Here is a 19,514-nt window from a genome sequence, read left to right on the forward strand (position 1 = left end):
ACTTGTATGAAATTCGTATGAAATCCCCTTTGAATTTTCGCCTAAAGTTAAGGGATTGGGCTCTACGCGCCCACTATGTTAGGCCATTTTTGCATCTCACCATGTCCAATTGGCTATCTTCTTTAAATTAATGGAAGCCTTCATTTTACGAACCAAATGGTTCGGTGGAACCAGTTGATCTAAAGTAATCACTTCAAGTTGATCTCGTTGAATGGAATCCTGTTTAGAAAGCATTCTCATCACCTCAAGTTTTAATGCTTCTATTTTAAAGCAAAAAGACTCTAGGCAAAAGTGTTCTATCTAGGTAAGCCGAAGTTGATTGGAACGGAAGGTACGAGACTCCTGCGGGAAAAGCTCGTCTAGGGGAGACCCCTCAGGCGAAAGCCGAGGAGGCTCCCCGACCGCCCGCGGAAAGCGGGTGCCCTACGTTCCAATCAACGTCCAAATTGTACAATCCATAAAAATAGACAAACTCGATTTTCATCGAGTTTGTCTACAGTCTGCCCCCCCCGTTCTTGTATGACGGGGTTCAGTTTATCGCAAAAGTCCTTCGGGATTAAGTTTATTTTATGAGTAATAAGCACTTAAGCAATATTCCCTTTTTTAATGGATGTTTAATTTACAACATATTGTGAATTCTTTTGGGGCTCATATTGTTTTTCTATATAAATTTGATGCCAAGTCATAAACGTCAAAATGGTCCAGAGCTTCCGGCTGTTGTCCGTTTTATTATTTACATGGTTTTCAAGTAATTTCATAATTTGCGCTTTGTTAAAAAGATAGTCAGTCGGGCTTTCCTGGATTAACCTTATTGCCCAATCGTATAATTCATCCTTCAACCAATGTCGTATCGGAACAGGAAAGCCTAGCTTTTTTCTGCTCCATACATGTTCCGGCACTATCCCGCGGGCAGCTTTTCGGAGCATGTATTTGGTCGTTCCATTTCTAACCTTTTGATCCATATTAAGTTTTGATGCCGTATTGAAAACGCATTTATCCAAAAAGGGAACTCTCACCTCTAAAGAATTCGCCATGGACATTTTATCAGCCTTCAATAAAATATCACCTTTTAGCCAAGTTTGAATATCAATGTTTTGCATTTGGGTTATAGGATCATACCCCAAAGAACTTGAATAGATGGGATTTGTCACTTTCTCATTTTCTAGTCCGTTGAGATAATTCACAAGTATTAGTTTTTTCTCTTTCTCGCCGAATATGTTTGCGTTCCCGATATATCGGTTTTCTAAAGGTGTCACTCCACGCTCTATAAAACTCTTTCCTCTAACACCTTCTGGCAAAACAGAGGAAATCGCCTTCAACACTTTGTTCAATGGTGTTGGAAAATAGGAAAACATGCGCAGGGAATGGGGCTCCCGGTATATATTATATCCGCCGAATAATTCATCTGCCCCCTCACCGGACAAGGCGACCTTGACGTGTTTTTTAGCTTCCCGGGCGACAATATATAGTGGAACGGCAGCAGGGTCCGCTAAAGGGTCATCCATATGCCAGATGATCTTTGGAAGTTCCGCCAAAAATTCTTCAGGACTTATAATATAACTTATATTTTCTACATTCAGTGCGGCTGCTGTTTCCTGTGCAACGTTTATTTCACTATATCCATCTCTTTCGAACCCAACAGAAAAAGTTTTGATCTTAGGGTTAATCTCTTTTGCGATGGAGCAGATAAATGATGAATCAATCCCGCCCGATAAAAATGATCCAACTGGAACATCACTTCTCATATGGACGTTTACGGAATCCATCAGAGTGTCTTGTATTTCATTTATGACCTTTGAATCGTCTATATTGGAAGGGTGAAAAATAGGTTTCCAGAACCTTTTTATATCCATTTTCTTTCCAGGTTCTTTAGTGAAGTAATGCCCAGGTAATAATTTTTCAATATTCTTGGATAGGGTCGATGGTTCTGGAACATATTGAAAACTAAGAAAATGCTGTAATGAATTCATATCCAGCTCTTCATTCATGGCTGTCAAAATACTCTTTTTTTCTGATGCAAAATAAGTAACATCATCTTGCTCACAATAGAAAAAAGGCTTGATTCCAAAGTGGTCCCTTGCACCAAAAAGCTTTAGCCCGATTTTATCCCAAATGACAAAAGAGAACATGCCTCGCAATTTCTGGACAGTTTGCTCTTTTTGGCTACTAAAGAGGGCCAATATTACTTCCGTATCAGAATCTGTCGTAAACTCATATCCTTCATCAATGAGTTCTTTTCTTAGTTCAATATAATTATAGATTTCGCCATTGAAAATGATCCAATATCTTTCATTTTCATATGAAAGGGGTTGGTTACCATTATCTATATCGATTATGCTTAATCTCCTAAATCCAAAATTCACAAACTCATCAAAGAAATATCCTTCATCATCCGGTCCCCTATGGGTAATGATCGTGTTCATCTTTTGAATCGTTTCTTTCATATTTGAATTTATGGCTTTCGGATATTCGTGAATACATCCAACAAAACCGCACATAAAATCCACCTGCCTAATTAATTAATAGTAAGAGATTTCCTAGTAACTTTTATTGAGAGATGAAATAGGTATAAAGTTGAGTATCAATCAAAGAAATAGTATATCCCTAGTCTACAAGGTTAGGTTATTATGATATATTTGTCAATTTTACTCATAAAATGAATGTTTTTGTAATTATGTAAATCTGTATCAGCTACACAACAAAAAGAGGCAATCGTTATGATTGCCTCTCAGACTGTAGACAAACTCGATGAAAATCGAGTTTGTCTACATTTTTTTGGCTTGTACAAATTTGGACGTTGATTTCCACTTCAGGCACTCGCTTTCCGCGGGCGGTCCGGGAGCCTCCTCGGCGCAATTGCGCCTGTGGGGTCTCCCTTAGACTCGCTATTCCCGCAGGAGTCTCGCACACCCGCTCCAATCAACTATGTTTAAAATTTTAGATGGGAACTCCTATTGCCTACAGTCTTTTTTGTTTTAAAATAGAACTATTAAAACTTGAGGTGATGAGGATGCTTTCGAAACATCATTCTATTCAGCGAGATCAACTTGAAATGATTACTTTAGATCAACTAGTGCCGGCGAATCATTTGGTTCGTAAAATGGAGGCTTCCATTGACTTCACTTTCATTTATGATTTGGTGATAGATATGTATTCAGAGGTAGGACGCCCAAGTATTGATCCAGTTATTTTAGTTAAACTGACATTCATTCAACATACCTTCGGTATTCGTTCCATGCGTAAAACGATTGAAGAAGTTGAAACAAATATGGCTTACCGTTGGTTCTTAGGCTATGGTTTCCATGATAAAGTACCTTCTACTCCACGTTCGGGAAAAATTATGAACGACGCTTTAAAGATACAGATCTGTTTGAACAGATTTTCTATTGCATCTTAATGACAGCTACTGATAGAAAGTTAATTAGTGCTGAACACGTATTCGTCGATTCCACACATGTGAAAGCCAATGCGAATAAGCGCAAATTTGAAAAGAAAATCGTACACAAAGAAACACGAGCATATCAAGGACGTCTTCAAGATGAAATAAAACAAGATCGTGAAAACCATGGAAAGAAGCCTTTTACACCAGATAAATTTGATAAGGAAGAAACCAAAGCAATTAAAGAAAGTACTACGGAGCCTGAGAGTGGCTACTATGTGAAAGATGAACGAACAAAACAATTTGCCTATTCATTCCATGCGGCCGCAGACCGCAACGGTTTTGTATGGGGAACGATTGTAACACCTGGTAATACACATGACAGTCATATTTTGGAGCCACTTGTTGAGCAAGTGATTGAGAAAGTTGGAAAACCAGAAGCAGTTGCCGCAGATGCAGCTTATAAAACACCAGCGATTACAAGATACCTTATTAACAAAGAAATCACACCTGCTTTACCCTATACATGTCCTCGTACAAAAGAAGGATTCTTTCGTATACATGACTATGTTTACGATGAACACTTTGATTGTTACCTTTGCCCTTCGGGAGAAACTTTAAAGTACTCAACAACAAATAAAGAGGGCTATCGCGAGTACAAATCGCCAAACAAATTTGTGCAACATGCTCATTTTTATCACGGTGTACTGAAAGCAAAGAACATCAAAAAGTAGTGACACGGCATATCTGGCAAGCATATGTGGAAGAAGCAGATCATCTGCGTCATCATCAAGAGGTAAAACCTATATATGCGAAACGCAAAGAAACGATTGAGCGTGTATTCGCAAATGCAAAAGAAAAGCATGGTATGCGTTGGACTACTTTAAGGGGACTTAAAAAATTGTCGATGCAAGCGATGCTTACTTTCGCTGCCATTAATTTAAAGAAGATGGCCACTTGGACATGGCAAGGTCCTAAAATGGCTTAACATAGTGGCTCGAAGAGCCCAAATCTCTTAACCTTTGGTCAAAATTTCAAAGGAATTTCAAAAAGGGGTTCGGAATTTTTTAATTCCGAACCCCTTTTGTCTACAAACTGAGAGGCAATCGTTATGATTGCCTCTAAAAGAAAAATAAGTTTGCATGCAGTTTTTATTAAAAAAACGTTCCAGTTGATTGGAGGGAATTCAACGTTCCAATCTTACAAACACTAAAAAAAATCGAGTTTGTCTACAGACTATGATGCCTTAATTAATTAGGCATCCGTCTTATTTCAATAGTTCCGCTCGATGACAAAGTGAGCACGATCGCCTCTAAAGAGAGTTTTAGAGTATTCAATGACCGATCCGTCATTCTCATATGTGTAAGTTTCCAATGAAAAACAAGGTGAGCCGTTCGGTACGTCCAATTTGTCAGAAATGGAATCGTCGGCAAGTGAAAACTCCAAGTGTTCGACCGTTTTTTTTACTTTTAAATTGAATTGTGTCTCAAGTACTTTAAAGAGTGATTTTTCGCAGGCTTCGATATTAAGTCCGGGTGTTTTATACCAAGGGAGAAAGGCAATTTCATATTGAAGGGGGATATCGTTTACGTAACGTATCCGTTCCAGTTTATTTACGGGGTCTCCAATATTTTGTTTGAAAAGCTTGGCAAGGGTAGCGTTTGCTTCAATCACCTTTAAGCTAATGACCTTTGTCGAAGGGTTTTTTCCTTGCATCGTGACTTGCTCAGAGAACTTTTCAACCGTGCTTGAAAGAAATTGCTTCACTTTATTTTCCGAAACGAAAGTCCCTTTGCCCTGAACACGGTAGATGTAGCCTTCGACGTTCAATTGCTGTAAGGCCGTGCGAACTGTTGTCCTGCTTACTCCGTATATTTTACAAAATTCTGCCTCAGTCGGTAATTTTGTATTTGTTTGATATTCGCCATTTTTTATGAGATCGATAATCGATTCCTTGACTATGGAATGTAATGCCGCTTCTTTATTCATGGTCTCCACAGTGATTCCTCCTATGTTCATTCCCAATATATACATATAGATTATCTCGGATAAGTTCAATAATCAACTTTAATTCACAAATTTGTAGTAACAAATTAAAAATTGTGTTGATATTTTCTCAATTTGTAACTACAATGTAGGTATGGAGGCAATAATACCCATTTCACTCAAGGGGAAGTGATAAAAAAGTAACATCGGTTATTTATAAGAAAGCGGTTTCAACTCACTTGAAAATACTGAATAATCAATCATTAAAAAGGGGGGTAATTTCAATGAATATATTATTATGTTGTTCTGCAGGGATGTCTACTAGTTTATTAGTTACCAAGATGGAGGAAAGCGCTAAAAAACAAGGGGTAGAATGTCATATATGGGCTGTCGGTTCTACAGAAGTGAATAATGAAATAGATAAAGCTGATGTGATTTTATTAGGTCCGCAGGTTAGATACCTTCTTTCCAAGTTACAGGAAGCGGGGAAAGAAAAGGGAATTCCTGTCGCAACCATCAATCCGATGTTCTATGGACTATGTAATGGTGAAGAAGTGCTAAAACAAGCCACTACTTTAATAAAAGGAGAATAAGGATATGATGACTTTTATTGATAAGTATATTATGCCTGGGGCGGTAAAGGTAGGAAATAACCGGCATTTACTTGCAATTCGTGACGCATTGATTGGAATGATAGCGATTACAATGATCGGGTCATTCGCCGTCCTGTTTAATAATCTAGGGCAAGTCATCAAGCCTTACGGAAGAATGATGGAGGCCATCTTCGGTCCTGCATGGAATACGCTCGGCGGTGATATTTGGTTTGGAACATTTGCATTCATGACGGTATTCGCTGTATTCGGCATTTCTTATAAATTGGCACGATCATACGGTGACGATGGTTTTGAAGCGATGCTGGTATCCGCAGCCTGTTTCTTCTTACTATTGCCTCAAATCGGAAATGTCACTTTAACCATCGATGATAAGGATGTTACTGGCGGGGCATGGGGTTTTGTAAGCGTAAACTATTTTAATGCTACAGCCCTCTTTACAGGAATTGTCGTTGCCTTGATAGCCACTGAAATATTTGTGAGACTTTCCCGGGTAAAATACTTAGTCATCAAGCTTCCTGATGGAGTTCCTCCTGCGGTTGCCCGTTCATTTGCAAAGTTAGTGCCGGGAATGGCAACGATCTTTATCGCTGGTATATTCGGACTGCTGTTCCGTAAAGCTACGGATGGGCAGGTATTGAATGACTGGTTGAGTAAAGTGATCGTATCTCCATTACAAAGTGCAGTAGATTCATTGCCATTCGCTATTTTACTAGTATTTCTTGTTCATTTATTATGGATGATCGGTTTGCATGGACCCAATATCCTTGGCGGGATAACGACACCGCTCTTTGAAAGTTCGGGAGTGAAAAATATCGATTTATATGCAAAAGGTGTCAAAGACATGGACCAATACGGCGTATTGGCGGGTTCTTTCCTGGATGCATTTGTATATTTAGGCGGATCTGGTGCAACACTGGGCCTCATCATTGCAATGATCATTGCCGGCCGGAAACGGTATAAACAGATGATTGCACTCGGAGGGGCACCAGGAGTGTTCCAGATTAACGAACCCATTCTTTTCGGATTGCCTATCGTTCTGAATCCAATGTGGTTCATCCCATTTGTTCTCGGCCCAGTAATTACAACGGTGATCTCTTATATCGCGGTAAGCAGCGGAATGGTTTTCCCGATCGTCGCTAAGATTCCATGGGTTACCCCGCCGATTGTGGGTGGATTCCTGGCCACAGGCGGACATGTATCTGGAGCGGTCCTGGCTGCAATCAATCTAGTCATTTCAACAGCTATTTATTTACCATTCGTTTATGCTCAAGTGAAGATAGACACCAAAAATGAAACAAAGCTTACAAAAGATTCAGAAACGCTAAGCCTTTAAGAAAGTAGTGATGAAAAATGGAAAAAGAAGAATTATACCAGCTATCCTTTCAATTGATTTTATATAGCGGGAATGCGAGAAGCTTTGCAATGGAAGCGTTGCAGGAGGCAAAGAAGAAGGATTTTGATTCTGCCCGTTTGAAAATCGCCGAGGCGGAAACGGAATTACTGCAAGCCCATAAATACCAAACCCAATTAATCCATGCTGAGGCAGGCGGGGACTCTTTTGATCTTCCCATTATCCTGGTGCATGCACAAGATCATTTAATGACAGCGATGACTATGAAGGATCTTGCAATTGAAATGATCGATCTACGCGAAGAATTCTTACATGCAGATGCTGTGAAGGAGAGGACTGCCGAATGAGCAAGGGGTTGAAGATCGTCACGATTGGCGGAGGTTCGAGCTATACGCCTGAACTGATCGAAGGTTTCATCAAATATCATGAAGAACTTCCTGTGAGTGAAATTTGGCTCGTGGACATCGAAGCGGGAAAGGAAAAGCTTGAAATTGTCGGGAATTTGGCAAGAAGGATGATTGAAAAGGCTGGTGTGAATATTGAAGTCCATCTCACGCTGGATAGAAAGAAAGCGCTTAAAGGCGCTGATTATGTAACAACCCAGCTGCGGGTTGGCCAGCTCGCAGCCAGGGCTCTTGATGAAAAGATTCCATTGAAACACGGAGTGATCGGACAGGAGACGAATGGACCAGGCGGGCTTTTCAAGGCCTTTAGAACGATTCCCGTCATTCTGGATATTGCTCATGAGATGGAGGAATTATGTCCGGAAGCATGGCTGATTAACTTCACGAATCCTGCAGGAATGGTAACGGAAGCAGTTCTGCGTCACAGTAATATTTCCAAAATCATCGGACTCTGCAATGTGCCGATTGGGATGGAACGAGGTGTTGCGGATTTGATGGATGTAGAGCCATCAAGGGTCCGTATCGACTTTGCTGGGTTGAACCATATGGTTTACGGCTTGGATGTATTCGTTGATGGCGAGAGTGTCAAAGATCAAATCATCCAGTTGATTACGGATCCAGCTAAAGCTGTCACGATGAAGAATATCCATGCAATGGGCTGGGAGCCGGAATTCCTTAGAGCGTTGAACCTGTTTCCGTGTCCATACCACAACTACTATTATAAAACGGGTGATGTGCTGGCCCAAGAATTGAAGGATGCGGAAAAAGGGGAAACACGTGCAGAGGTCGTTCAAAGACTTGAAGCAGGCTTATTCGAGCTATACAAAGACCAGGATCTGGCTATCAAGCCGCCGCAGCTTGAAGAGCGCGGAGGTGCCTACTACAGTGATGCGGCTGTGCGGTTGATTTGCTCGATGCATACGGATAAGCGAGATATTCAAGCGGTGAATACGGTCAACCATGGTGCGATTGAAGGCATCCCGTACGGATCGGCGATTGAAACCAGTTGCGTGATAACTAAGGATGGTCCTAAACCAATCAATGTAGGAGAGCTTCCTGTCGCTGTCCGCGGATTAATTCAGCAAATCAAATCCTTTGAAAGGGTAGCCATCGAAGCTGCAATTTCGGGGGACTATGATACTGCGTTACTTGCCATGACGATCAATCCACTCGTTCCAAGCGACCGGGTTGCAAAACTTATCTTGGATGAAATGCTGGAGGCACATAAAGATTATTTGCCGCAGTTTTTTGAAAAAAAGGAGTTGCAGGATAATTTATCATGATAGAAGTCCTTGTAAATGCAGATGATTTCGGGTTAACTAAAGCGGTGAATTATGGGATTTTGGATAGCCACAAATATGGAATTGTCAATTCGGCAACGATCATGATGAATGCGAAAGCAACGGAGCATGCGATTGAAATCGCCAAGAAAACACCATCGTTGAAGGTAGGTATTCACTTAGTCCTGACATGGGGGAAACCTTTGTTGAGTGATGTTCCGAGTTTGGTTGACGAATCTGGTTTCTTTAAGAAGCAAGGTACGGTATATGGGGATCCTGCCGGCATTTCCTTGAGCGAATTGGAGAGGGAGTGGTCAGCACAAATCGAAAGATTCTTGGAATTTGGCCTATTCCCGACTCATTTCGACAGCCATCATCATGTACACGGGATCAAAGCATTTCTACCGGTTATTAAAAAGCTGTCAGATAAATATGGATTGCCAGTGCGTAATGCCGGAAGGCACCTTGCAGGGATTCAAACCGTTACAGATGTATTCCTGGATGATTTTTATGGAGAAATGGTGGTTGAAGATTACTTTCAAAACTTGAAAGGGAGGATAATGGATGGGGAGAGTGTGGAGATAATGACCCATCCTGCTTATATGGATGAAGAATTGATGGAAGTCTCCTCTTATAATGATATACGCTTGAAAGAAACCAGGATTTTGACAAAGGCTAAATTACCTGAGGGATTTTCACTTAGATTCAGCATCAACCAAGTAAAGATTTGATTTCAAAAGAGGACCATTCATCAAAAGATGAATGGTCCTCTTTTATTGTGCTTTATCTTAGAATTAATAAGCCAGGCTGAATAGGGCTTTGATGTGTGATAGGTAGCGAACATTACTTGCTTCTTTCATCAATGTAGCCGGCAGGCCTTTAAGGGACGTGTTATTGGCCCCAACGGTTGCCACCGCATCCTTACGGCCTAGGCTCGCAAGTGTACCTGAGTTTACAGGTGAGAATACTTCAAGTTTCTTGCCTTCAAAGGCTGCATATAGGTTGTATCCAACAAGCTCACCCATTTGCCAAGCATTTTGTGCAGTAGGAGCGTATGGACGGCCGCCTTCTGGAGGGAACGCAACGGCACTGTCGCCGACAACGAATACGTCATTATGGGATTTGGATTGCAAATACTCATTGACGGTTGCTTTGCCGCGATCCACTTCAAGGCCTGATTCGCCTACGATAGGAAGAGCCGCAACTCCGCCTGTCCAAACAAGCGTATTGGCCGTTATCGTTTGTCCGTCTTTCAATTCGATTTGATTTCCTTTAACACCCGTTACAGGCAGACCTGTCAAGAATTCAACGCCGCGTGCTTCCAAGCTTGTCATGGCACGTTCGATTAAGTGATCAGGCAGGACCGGAAGGATTTTTGGACCAGCTTCCACAAGCTTGATTTTCAAGTCCTTGAAGTCCACTCCGAACTTTTTGGCGATTTTAGGGAAATGATCCACGATTTCACCGATTAACTCAACGCCCGTCAATCCGCCGCCGCCGATCACGATGGTTGCGTCCGCTTCATTATTCGTTTGAGAATATTCGCGGATGCGATCTTCGATATGTTTGTAAATCTTGTTAGCATCATTTACGGATTTCAAGACCATGCTGTTTTCCTCAAGTCCCGGAATGCCGAAGAATCCTGTTTGGCTTCCCAAAGCAACAACCAGGGCATCATAGGATAATGTGGAACCATTGGCAAGTTTCACTTCTTTATTATCAACCGAGAATGACTCCACTTTGGAAATGACAAGGTCGATATCTTTTCCTTTGAAAAGCTTTTCCAACGGAATGGAAACGGCTTGTTCAGAAATGGATCCGCCTGCAAGACGGTGCAATTCGGTGATGATTTGGTGCGTTGGAAATTGGTTCACCACTGTAACCTGCACTTCATCTTTATTGTAATATTCACGTACGGATAAGGCAGATAGTAATCCTGCGTAACCTGCACCTAAGATGACGATTTGTTTTGACATAGTTAATCCCCCGTCCTTACTGATTGAAAGTTTATCAAATTATTTTTGGTTTTTACGTTCTGAAGAGACTTCAAGAAAAGCTTGGGCGAAACGGAAAAGCTTTTGTGCTTCCGGATCTTTCATCATCCTTAACAGACCAAAAAGACCGATCACATCATTATTCGCTTCTGCACGATCCTTAGCTTCGATGGCATTTGCCGCAAGCCCTTTCACTGAATGGACCACAGGTGTCGCGATCTCCGAAATGGCGCTGACCGTATCATTTTTCAACACATCATCAGTCGCAACCGATTGAGCGAAATCATAAGACTTTGTTAAAATATTCACTAACTCAGTCAGTTTTGGTAACTGCTCGACTAAAGTGTTCAATGATTCCTGAACCTCAGGCTTTAAAAGCTGATCTAGGATATCCAATTGCTCTTGGTTTGCAGAAATATTAAGTGTTTCATGTTCAGGTTTTGAGATTACATCTACCATATCTAATTCCCCTTTAAACTTAATTATTTTGATTTATGTTTTTTCCGCCGATACTACTAATCATACGACTCTAATCTCTTAATTTCAAATATTTCTTTTGTGATACGAATATAATTTTATCGTAATAATTAAGAGTTATTTGGTGGTTTTTTTGATTTATCTTAATATTCCAAAAGAATATTAAGATTATTCTGGTTATAATACCTTAAATAAAGAGGGGTATTAGAGACATTCTACCTTGTCATTCCTATAATAATAGACCTATAGCAGAAACCTTTTTATTTTGCTTGTATGTTTGTTTTGCTATAATGTCCATAATCTTTGACGGAATGGGCCTCGAGAATATTTTATCTGATTTAGGGTATATACTATTATCGGAATTGGAGTTGATGCCCTTGGTAGAACGAAGGATGTTAAAGGTACGTGGTGGGATTATCGAAATATCCTCTAGGTATAATGAAAAATATAGTAAATGGAATTGTACAGCTAAAGTTCCTAATAGTTCCATCATTGCTTATTGTCGTGACAAGAATAAACTTCGTGCTGAGACAGTTTCTATGAGCAGGTTATTAATTACGTATGAAGACTATAAAATTGTTTGATAAATAGAGAAAAGGCGCCCAATCTTGAAGATGAAGTGGGCGCCTTTTTATAGAATAATATTTTTATCTGCGAAATCGGGAATATATCTTCGAAAATGGAGATATATCATCGAAAACTTCTGATTTATCTGCGAAAGTATACGATTTATCGATTTTTCGACAAAACTTCGATTAAAAAAAGCTATTTTCTTAGTGAAAAGCAACGAAATTGTCAAAAAATATATCAGAAAATACTGAAAAGGATAGTAAAATTATGTTAATATATTTAAAAAAAGTATTATTTTCTAAAGTAATAATGAATAATTTATATTTAAAGGATCTCCATTAAGAAAAGGTATTTATAAACAGCAATTAGTTCAATTGATTTTACTACAATAAAATGAAATGGAGTCGATACAATGGTGAGTATTACTGGATATGGGAAAGCGAGAGAAGAAGCGGTGAATAATTTTCAGGAATTTGTGGGTTTTGAAATTCCTGAAGATTATAAACAATTTCTCCTTAAGCATAATGGCGGCACAACTACGGTTCAAAACTGTAAGTTTTATGTGGATGGATTAGACACACTTGTATGCTTACATGCACTTTATGGATTAGAGCTTCTAGATAAAGAACTGGATTTACAGAAATGGCATGAAGAAAACAGAGAAGACTTACATAAGAATTGTATTATAATAGGTAATGATACATGTGCAGGTAAAATTTTGCTGATAAATAATGAAGAAGAAAAGGGAGTTTACTTCTGGGATCAGGGTTGGTATTCGGATCCATCAAGCCAGGATGAAAACATTTATAAAGTTGCATCGAGTTTTAAATCCTTCATTGAGGGATTGAAAGTCCCGGAGGAAATCTAATTTTATTGTAATCCCCTTGATTGGCTCATGCCATTCAAGGGTTTTTATTGTCATGTTAATGAGGAGATAAAAATGTATAAAATATTATTGGTTGAAGACGATCTCAAAATAGCAGGAATCTTGGTCAATTATTTAAAAAGGTACGGGTATGAGGTTTTTGAAGTGAAGCAACTGGACCAAGTTTTTGCGGAGTTCCAAGATATAAAGCCAGATTTGGTTTTATTGGATATTAACCTGCCCTATTATGATGGGTTCCATTGGTGTCGGCTAATAAGGACGGTTTCGAAGGTTCCTGTCATATTCATCTCTGCAAGGACAGATGAAATGAACCAAGTCATGGCCATTGAATACGGGGGAGATGACTATTTAACAAAACCGTTTCATTTGGAAGTGGTGTTAGCGAAAATAAAGAGTGTCCTACGTAGGGTGTATGGTGAATATGCGGATATATCTTCATTCCACCAACAAGTAAAGGAAATGGAGGGATTAACGCTTTATACGGAAAAAGCGATGATCGAATATCAAGACAATCAGATAAATTTAACTCAAAATGAGTTGAAATTATTGAGTTGTTTACTACGACAGTATGACACCATTGTCTCTCGTGAAGAATTACTTGAGGCATTATGGAATGATGATTCATTTGTTGATGACAATACATTGACCGTCAATGTCACAAGGGTACGGAGAAAACTTGAGGATATTGGCGTCAAGCATGCCATAACAACTAGCAGGGGAAAAGGATATCGACTAAAAATAGTGCAAGGTGAAGAAATGTGAATCTGAAATCCTTTATAAAAGACCGTCTTTATTTTATATTTTATACCGTTCTACTGGTAAGCCTGCTTATCATTGCTTATGCATTAGCCGTTCTGGAAGCGGGGAATCACATATCGATTTCAAATATCATCTATTTAATTATTCTCGCGTTGTTTATGATGCTTATATTTTTAGCGGCCGATTACATAAGGCAATACCGTTTCCTTAATCAATTAGCAAGGATGAAGCAAGAACCGAGCTTGTCTTTTGAATATGTCGAAGCCTTTAGGGAACCTTTGACAAATGAACAAAAGTTGTGGATGGAACTTTTTCAACAAATGAACAAGGTAACTATTGGGCAGTTACAAGAACAAATCAAACAGAAGGAACAATATGAGCTGTTGATTCATCAATGGGTTCATCAAATGAAGACACCTGTTTCAGTTATTTCCTTACTGATTCAAGAAGGCAAAAGGACATTTTCGAATGAGCCGATGAAGGATTATCTTAAAGAGATAGAAGAAGAGAATGATCGATTTCGCAGAGGGCTGGAAATTATATTGCATGGAGCAAGGCTGCAGCGTTTTTCGGAGGATGTAAAATCGGAGCGGGTTGACTTAATTAATCTGGTCAAGCAAGTAATTAACGAGGAAAAAAAACAGTTCATCAAACGGTTCATATATCCCAGGCTTGAAACGGAGCTTGAGAATGTATATGTGCATTCGGATCGTAAGTGGCTCCACTTCGCCATTAGTCAGGTTGTCTTTAATGCACTGAAGTATTCAAGGCAGGAAGAGCATGACAGCATAACGTTCAATATCATTGAAAAAGAGTCGGAGATTTTCCTTAGGATAACAGATCAGGGAATTGGAATAGTCCCACAAGATGTAAAACGGGTGTTTGATCCATTTTTTACTGGTGAGAACGGGCGAGTCAAACAAGAATCAACCGGAATGGGACTATATCTAGTGAAGGAAATCGTTAACAGACTTGGGCATGTTGTTACCATCCAATCGACTGTATCCGAAGGGACTACTGTGGAGTTTCTCTTTAAGACAAATATCTTACATGAAAGGTGACAGAATTGTAAGGGTGCTGAACGATTATGTAATAAACTTCGATGGGAGCCTCCCGCTTTATTCATTATACTTACGGTAAGAAAGGGAGGTATTTTCGGATGTCGATTTTAAAAGCGGAACAACTATCCAAAACTTATTTTCAAAAGCAGGGGAATTTAATTCATAAGGCGTTACATAATTTCACCATGAATGTACAGAAAGGGGAATTTGTCGGAGTGATGGGTCCATCTGGCAGCGGGAAAACCACTCTGCTTAACTTAATGGCAACGATTGATAAGCCCACCACAGGTAAAGTCATTCTAAATGATCAAAATCCCAATGAATTAAACAATCAGGACCTGGCATTGTTTCGCAGGAGGGAAATTGGATTTGTTTTTCAGGACTTCAACCTTCTTGATACACTTACCGTTCGTGAAAATATCCTACTTCCTCTAGCGTTAGATCATTATAAACTGCAGGAAATGGAATATAGGGTAAATCAGTTGGCAAGCATTCTTGGTATAGAAGGGATTTTAGAAAAGAGGACTTTTGAAATTTCTGGAGGTCAGCAGCAACGAACGGCTTGTGCAAGAGCGATGATTCATGAGCCTTCCATTATTTTAGCGGATGAACCTACTGGTAATTTGGATTCCAAATCTGCCAAGCAGGTAATGGATACCCTCACGACACTTCAGGAGAAAAAGGGAGCAACCATCCTTATGGTCACTCATGACCCGACTGCCGCCAGCTTCTGTGACCGGATTCTATTCATAAAGGATGGCAGGTTCTTTTCGGAGGTTCACAGCGGAGGGGAAAGGCAGAGCTTCCATCAAAGGATTTTAGATACGTTAAGCGTTTTGGGAGGAGTCTATCATGAACATCCGACTTCTCGCTAAGAGGAATATTCAAGGAAATGCACAACGTTATCTTGCTTATTTTTTTAGTATTGTCCTTTCCGTCTCAATCTTTTTTATTTACGCATCGTTTATCTTTCATCCTGATGTGGTCCATGCGAATATTCCAGGGGGACAGTTAATTAGTAAGGGACTCATTGCAGCTGAAATAGTGATCATCATATTTTCAGTTTTTTTTATCGCTTATTCGAATGCAGCATTTATACAGCCGCGAAAAAAAGAGTTTGGGCTGCTGACACTGCTTGGAATGTCCAAATCCCAACTTAGAAAACTGATTTACCTGGAGCAAACGATGGTTTCCCTCATATCTATCATGATTGGAGTAGGCTTAGGGTTTTTGTTCTCAAAGTTATTCTTAATGGCAGTTTCTTGGTTATTGGCTGTAGAGCAACCAATATCATTTGTCTTTGTTCCTGAGGCCTTTGTTTATACAATTGTTGGTTTCGTTTTACTATTTCAGCTATTATCGCTCCTATCATTGTTCCAAATAGGAAATGCGGAGGTAGTCGATTTACTAAAAGATAAACAAAAACCCAAAAAGACTCCCTTCGTTTCAAAGTGGTTAATTGCATTATCAGCAGTTTGCTTAAGCATTTCTTATTATTTGGCAGGCACGATGTCGTTGAACAATTCTTATAGAGTATTGCCCATAGTATTCTTCGTACTGATCGGCACCTATTTTTTATTCAGCCAAAGCATTGTCGCTCTATGCAGCAGGCTTTACCGGAAGAAGAAAAGCTTATATGGCGGAACGAATTTAATTACTCAAACAAACCTGATCTTTAATATTAAGGACTATTCCAGGTTATTCTTTTTGACCTCGATCATTACAGCCGTGATTTTGACAGCTGCAGGAACACTTTTCATGTTCAGTGCAGATTTAAAAAAGCAAGGGATGGATAACATTCCGCAATCAATTGGCTGGATTGAAAATGATGCCTCCGTTTATTCAGTTATTGAACCATCCGCAGTGGAGAAAATATTAAAGGAAGATGGATTCAAGATCCTTTACGAAGTAAATATGACTGGAGTGCCCATCACCCACATGCTACCCCATATGAGAACGGGAGAATCCAGTGAAAATAGGTCATTATTAATCTCGGAAAGTGATTATAACAATACGGCTGCATTACGAAAAATTGAACCAGCAAAGTTATCTGGAAAAGAAGCATTATACATTTTTCCTTATGGAGGACTGGACTATCAATTCGTCCATAAGGGAGAACAAAAGGAGCTGCACTTTGGCGATCGAACCATTCAGGTAACAATGATTGGTCAGCGCAATCAATCGATAGTCGCACCCATAAAAGCGGCAACGACACTGATGGTGGTTGATGATCATCTGTATCATGAAATCACTGCTGATGTGCCATTAAAAGAGATGGCAAGAGTACGGGGGTATGAAGTTAAAGATTGGGAAGAATCAATGGAAACATCTAGTGAAATCGAACAAATGTCTAATAATCCTAATCATAATCAACTGCAAACAAGAGCTCCGATTTATCAAGAAATGAAACAGGGTAGCATATTGATTCTTTTTATAGGCTTGTTTGTCAGTCTATTATTCTTTATCGTCCAAGGGAGCATGATGTATCTGCGAGTTTTTACGAATTTAGAAGATAAAAAAATCCAAATCCATGCCCTTCATCGATTGGGGTTGACAAAAAAAGAAATACGGCAAATTTTAAGTGCCGAAATACGCATCCTCTTTTTCGCTCCTTTTCTGATAGGGGTGATTCATGCCATAGTCGCCTACGTGGCATTAAGCAATTTATTGGGATCGAATTTGTTTGTCTACTCGGCCATGGTCATCGCAACGTATTTTCTTTTTCAACTGCTGTACTATCAAGTAACTAAAAAGATGTATGGGCGGGCAGTCATCAATTCGATTAAATAGAAGCTATCATATGTAAATGGAATCAGGGAATCAGTCCTCGATTCCATTTTCTTTTTCAGGAGGTCTTCTCATTGAAACGGCATTTTCATTGATGATAAATTAGTTAATATGCACTATTGAAAGAGGAGTAATCTGCTATTGCACAAACCATATGAATTATGGTGTGATTTTACAGGTGAATCTTTTACTATCTTGTAATATTTTCATATAAAGGGTAAAATTATTTACTTTAAGCAAGAATATCGAACCCCGCATCATTTATTTTTACCATTTTCGCATACATAATTATACTAAAATAATTATTTTGAGGAAATAAAATAATTTATTGGAAATGATTAATAATAGACGTGGTTTAGATTAAAACATAAAAGGTCATATGATCAAAAAAATAGTGGGTGATCTGTCAATTACTTGATTTATTATAGTATTATATGCCTGGGGTTATAGAGAATATTAGATTTTTCCCTATTTCTTTATCCCTTAATATAGTAAACTCAGAATAGGTTCGTTAACTTTTAGCTGCTAGAGATGAGGTAAGTTTAATCCTATGAAAAATAAAAAGTTAAGGGCACTTCTTTATTTGACCATACTTTTATTGATAGTTTTCATTCTTCTAAATATGTTTTCAACATATTTAAGCATTAAAAATTCTGTGCAAAAATCCGTTGCTAATCAAAACTTGGTAGCTGCTAGATCTATAGCCGACTCGATGGATATGGAGGCCTATCAGCGATTTCTCAATAACCAAGTAAAGAGCCGGGATTATAAGGATATAAAAGCTTACTTAGAGGATGCCCGTGAAAAAATAGGAGCATTATATGTTTATACCATCATGATTGATAATCCCACAGTATCCAAGTGCATGATTACTGGATTTTCTAAAGATCATAAAGGGGATTTTCCTATCGGTGGTGCATGTACTGTTCCGCCGGAGCAGGTCAAACAGGGGTATGAAGGCAAAAGCTTCATTACCGGGATTCTAGAAGATCCGGAGTATGGTGAGTATTTGACTGTGGGAGTGCCAATGAAAAATCAAGAAGGCGACATTATTGGTTTTTTGGGCATTGATGTGAGCGCGGAAGATATTAATGCCATTAACGGCAAGGTATTGAAAAGCAGCATTGCCATTCTTGTTTATAATGGTGGATTTGTCATCATGCTGTTGGTTACCTTTTTTGTCATTCAAAAATGGTATCAAAAGGAACTGACACGTGAAGTGGGGGATACGGAAGATACGTATCAATCGGAATTTCAATCTCTATTTGCTTCAGTCCGCTCATTAAGGCATGATTTTTCCAATCATATTCAGGTGATACATGGACTGCTTAAATTAGAGGAGAACGCAAAAGCACTCGAATACTTAACAGGGCTTTCAAAAGAAGTGCATTCAATTGAATCAATGAAATTGGATGTGATTCATCCGGGCTTATCTGTCCTGTTGGAGACCAAAAGGCTCTCGGCACAGAATTATAATATCGATATTGAAATTGATGTTTCACCCAAATCCTTCAATCGGATCAAAACAATCGATTTGATAAAATTATTATCAAATGTTATCGACAATGCTATTGAGGCAACAATTGAATTGCCAGAGCAAGAACGCCGAATGAATATTGCCTGCAAAGCTGATGATGAAAAGTATACGTTTATGGTCACGAACACAGGACCAATGATTTCGGAATTAGATCTGGAGAATATATTCGCCAGCGGTTTTTCAACCAAAAAGGCACAAAAGGGCAAAGTTCGCGGACAAGGATTGTTCATCGTCAAAGACTTAGTGAACAGATATGATGGAGAGATTTATGTACAATCCTCTGAAAAAGAAACAACCGTTACGATGATCATTCCCGTAAATGGAAAAATGGGCTAAATTGATCCAAAGGAAACACATTTGATAAGAAGGTATATCCCTCAAAGGGATCATACCTTTTTTATATAAAGGTGACGATTATTACAAGTGAAA

The 19,514-nt window shown here is 39.2% G+C and carries 16 protein-coding genes and 1 pseudogene; 12 read left to right on the forward strand and 5 right to left on the reverse strand.

The features are described 5' to 3' along the window. Nucleotides 1-96 precede the first annotated feature (96 nt). Both MKX49_RS07015 and asnB read right to left on the reverse strand, forming a co-directional pair. Complete coding sequence (locus tag MKX49_RS07015) at nt 97-234, reverse strand: hypothetical protein (protein ID WP_340875819.1); 138 nt, start codon at nt 232-234, stop codon at nt 97-99. Nucleotides 235-614: 380 nt separating this feature from the next. Further along, entirely contained in the window at nt 615-2,498 is a 1,884-nt protein-coding gene (asnB, locus tag MKX49_RS07020; RefSeq protein ID WP_340875820.1) for an asparagine synthase (glutamine-hydrolyzing), read from the reverse strand. A 512-nt stretch (nt 2,499-3,010) separates the two neighbouring features. Here asnB and MKX49_RS07025 point away from each other — a divergent pair. Then, nucleotides 3,011-4,367, forward strand: a pseudogene (locus tag MKX49_RS07025) (IS1182 family transposase). Nucleotides 4,368-4,651: 284 nt separating this feature from the next. On the opposite strand, the gene MKX49_RS07030 reads toward MKX49_RS07025, so the two are convergent. After that, nucleotides 4,652-5,368, reverse strand: coding sequence for a GntR family transcriptional regulator (locus tag MKX49_RS07030; protein ID WP_340878489.1), 717 nt, complete (start codon nt 5,366-5,368; stop codon nt 4,652-4,654). A gap of 209 nt (nt 5,369-5,577) precedes the next feature. Here MKX49_RS07030 and MKX49_RS07035 point away from each other — a divergent pair, with 209 nt between their 5' ends. From MKX49_RS07035 to chbG, 5 genes are read left to right on the forward strand one after another with little or no spacing between them, the layout of a single operon-like run. Beyond that, nucleotides 5,578-5,958, forward strand: coding sequence for a PTS sugar transporter subunit IIB (locus MKX49_RS07035; protein ID WP_311292774.1), 381 nt, complete (start codon nt 5,578-5,580; stop codon nt 5,956-5,958). A 4-nt stretch (nt 5,959-5,962) separates the two neighbouring features. Continuing rightward, nucleotides 5,963-7,312 carry a PTS sugar transporter subunit IIC gene (locus MKX49_RS07040; RefSeq protein WP_034313464.1) on the forward strand — a complete coding sequence of 450 codons (1,350 nt, stop codon included), beginning with the start codon at nt 5,963-5,965 and terminating at the stop codon, nt 7,310-7,312. 17 nt (nt 7,313-7,329) lie between these two features. Beyond that, on the forward strand, nt 7,330-7,677 hold the full coding sequence (locus tag MKX49_RS07045) for a PTS lactose/cellobiose transporter subunit IIA (RefSeq protein ID WP_095678825.1): 348 nt from the start codon (nt 7,330-7,332) through the stop codon (nt 7,675-7,677). Continuing rightward, nucleotides 7,674-9,017, forward strand: coding sequence for a 6-phospho-beta-glucosidase (locus tag MKX49_RS07050; RefSeq protein ID WP_048684678.1), 1,344 nt, complete (start codon nt 7,674-7,676; stop codon nt 9,015-9,017). The genes MKX49_RS07045 and MKX49_RS07050 overlap by 4 nt, the downstream gene beginning before the upstream one ends. Continuing rightward, nucleotides 9,014-9,745 (forward strand): chitin disaccharide deacetylase, encoded by a 732-nt coding sequence (chbG, locus tag MKX49_RS07055; RefSeq protein ID WP_063596220.1) that lies wholly within the window; start codon nt 9,014-9,016, stop codon nt 9,743-9,745. The genes MKX49_RS07050 and chbG overlap by 4 nt, the downstream gene beginning before the upstream one ends. Before the next feature lie 63 nt (nt 9,746-9,808). On the opposite strand, the gene MKX49_RS07060 is transcribed toward chbG, so the two are convergent. Both MKX49_RS07060 and MKX49_RS07065 read right to left on the reverse strand, forming a co-directional pair. After that, nucleotides 9,809-10,990 (reverse strand): NAD(P)/FAD-dependent oxidoreductase, encoded by a 1,182-nt coding sequence (locus tag MKX49_RS07060; protein WP_072272746.1) that lies wholly within the window; start codon nt 10,988-10,990, stop codon nt 9,809-9,811. A 39-nt stretch (nt 10,991-11,029) separates the two neighbouring features. Next, entirely contained in the window at nt 11,030-11,467 is a 438-nt protein-coding gene (locus MKX49_RS07065) for a DUF1641 domain-containing protein (protein WP_340875823.1), read from the reverse strand. A gap of 1,000 nt (nt 11,468-12,467) precedes the next feature. Here MKX49_RS07065 and MKX49_RS07070 point away from each other — a divergent pair. From MKX49_RS07070 to MKX49_RS07095, 6 genes are all read left to right on the forward strand, one after another. After that, on the forward strand, nt 12,468-12,923 hold the full coding sequence (locus tag MKX49_RS07070) for an SMI1/KNR4 family protein (RefSeq protein WP_241637916.1): 456 nt from the start codon (nt 12,468-12,470) through the stop codon (nt 12,921-12,923). Nucleotides 12,924-12,995: 72 nt separating this feature from the next. Next, on the forward strand, nt 12,996-13,703 hold the full coding sequence (locus MKX49_RS07075) for a response regulator transcription factor (RefSeq protein WP_251542513.1): 708 nt from the start codon (nt 12,996-12,998) through the stop codon (nt 13,701-13,703). Continuing rightward, nucleotides 13,700-14,761, forward strand: a complete 1,062-nt coding sequence (locus MKX49_RS07080) for a sensor histidine kinase (protein ID WP_340875825.1) — start codon at nt 13,700-13,702, stop codon at nt 14,759-14,761. The genes MKX49_RS07075 and MKX49_RS07080 overlap by 4 nt, the downstream gene beginning before the upstream one ends. A gap of 98 nt (nt 14,762-14,859) precedes the next feature. Next, the gene (locus MKX49_RS07085; protein ID WP_340875826.1) at nt 14,860-15,636 is read left to right on the forward strand and encodes an ABC transporter ATP-binding protein; all 777 of its coding nucleotides are present in this window, start codon (nt 14,860-14,862) and stop codon (nt 15,634-15,636) included. Next, the gene (locus MKX49_RS07090) at nt 15,614-17,551 is read left to right on the forward strand and encodes an FtsX-like permease family protein (RefSeq protein WP_340875828.1); all 1,938 of its coding nucleotides are present in this window, start codon (nt 15,614-15,616) and stop codon (nt 17,549-17,551) included. The genes MKX49_RS07085 and MKX49_RS07090 overlap by 23 nt, the downstream gene beginning before the upstream one ends. 547 nt (nt 17,552-18,098) lie before the next feature. Further along, on the forward strand, nt 18,099-19,421 hold the full coding sequence (locus MKX49_RS07095; RefSeq protein ID WP_340875829.1) for a sensor histidine kinase: 1,323 nt from the start codon (nt 18,099-18,101) through the stop codon (nt 19,419-19,421). The last annotated feature ends 93 nt before the right edge of the window (nt 19,422-19,514 follow it).

It is taken from the genome of Peribacillus sp. FSL M8-0224 (assembly GCF_038003055.1).
GTDB lineage: Bacteria > Bacillota > Bacilli > Bacillales > DSM-1321 > Peribacillus > Peribacillus frigoritolerans.

Bases quoted from the DNA above. Each gene is read 5' to 3' on its own strand.
- MKX49_RS07015 (WP_340875819.1), bottom strand. From the start codon at position 234: ATGCTTTCTAAACAGGATTCCATTCAACGAGATCAACTTGAAGTGATT.
- asnB (WP_340875820.1), bottom strand. From the start codon at position 2,498: ATGTGCGGTTTTGTTGGATGTATTCACGAATATCCGAAAGCCATAAAT.
- MKX49_RS07030 (WP_340878489.1), bottom strand. From the start codon at position 5,368: ATGAATAAAGAAGCGGCATTACATTCCATAGTCAAGGAATCGATTATC.
- MKX49_RS07040 (WP_034313464.1), top strand. From the start codon at position 5,963: ATGATGACTTTTATTGATAAGTATATTATGCCTGGGGCGGTAAAGGTA.
- MKX49_RS07045 (WP_095678825.1), top strand. From the start codon at position 7,330: ATGGAAAAAGAAGAATTATACCAGCTATCCTTTCAATTGATTTTATAT.
- MKX49_RS07050 (WP_048684678.1), top strand. From the start codon at position 7,674: ATGAGCAAGGGGTTGAAGATCGTCACGATTGGCGGAGGTTCGAGCTAT.
- chbG (WP_063596220.1), top strand. From the start codon at position 9,014: ATGATAGAAGTCCTTGTAAATGCAGATGATTTCGGGTTAACTAAAGCG.
- MKX49_RS07060 (WP_072272746.1), bottom strand. From the start codon at position 10,990: ATGTCAAAACAAATCGTCATCTTAGGTGCAGGTTACGCAGGATTACTA.
- MKX49_RS07065 (WP_340875823.1), bottom strand. From the start codon at position 11,467: ATGGTAGATGTAATCTCAAAACCTGAACATGAAACACTTAATATTTCT.
- MKX49_RS07070 (WP_241637916.1), top strand. From the start codon at position 12,468: ATGGTGAGTATTACTGGATATGGGAAAGCGAGAGAAGAAGCGGTGAAT.
- MKX49_RS07075 (WP_251542513.1), top strand. From the start codon at position 12,996: ATGTATAAAATATTATTGGTTGAAGACGATCTCAAAATAGCAGGAATC.
- MKX49_RS07085 (WP_340875826.1), top strand. From the start codon at position 14,860: ATGTCGATTTTAAAAGCGGAACAACTATCCAAAACTTATTTTCAAAAG.
- MKX49_RS07090 (WP_340875828.1), top strand. From the start codon at position 15,614: ATGAACATCCGACTTCTCGCTAAGAGGAATATTCAAGGAAATGCACAA.
- MKX49_RS07095 (WP_340875829.1), top strand. From the start codon at position 18,099: ATGAAAAATAAAAAGTTAAGGGCACTTCTTTATTTGACCATACTTTTA.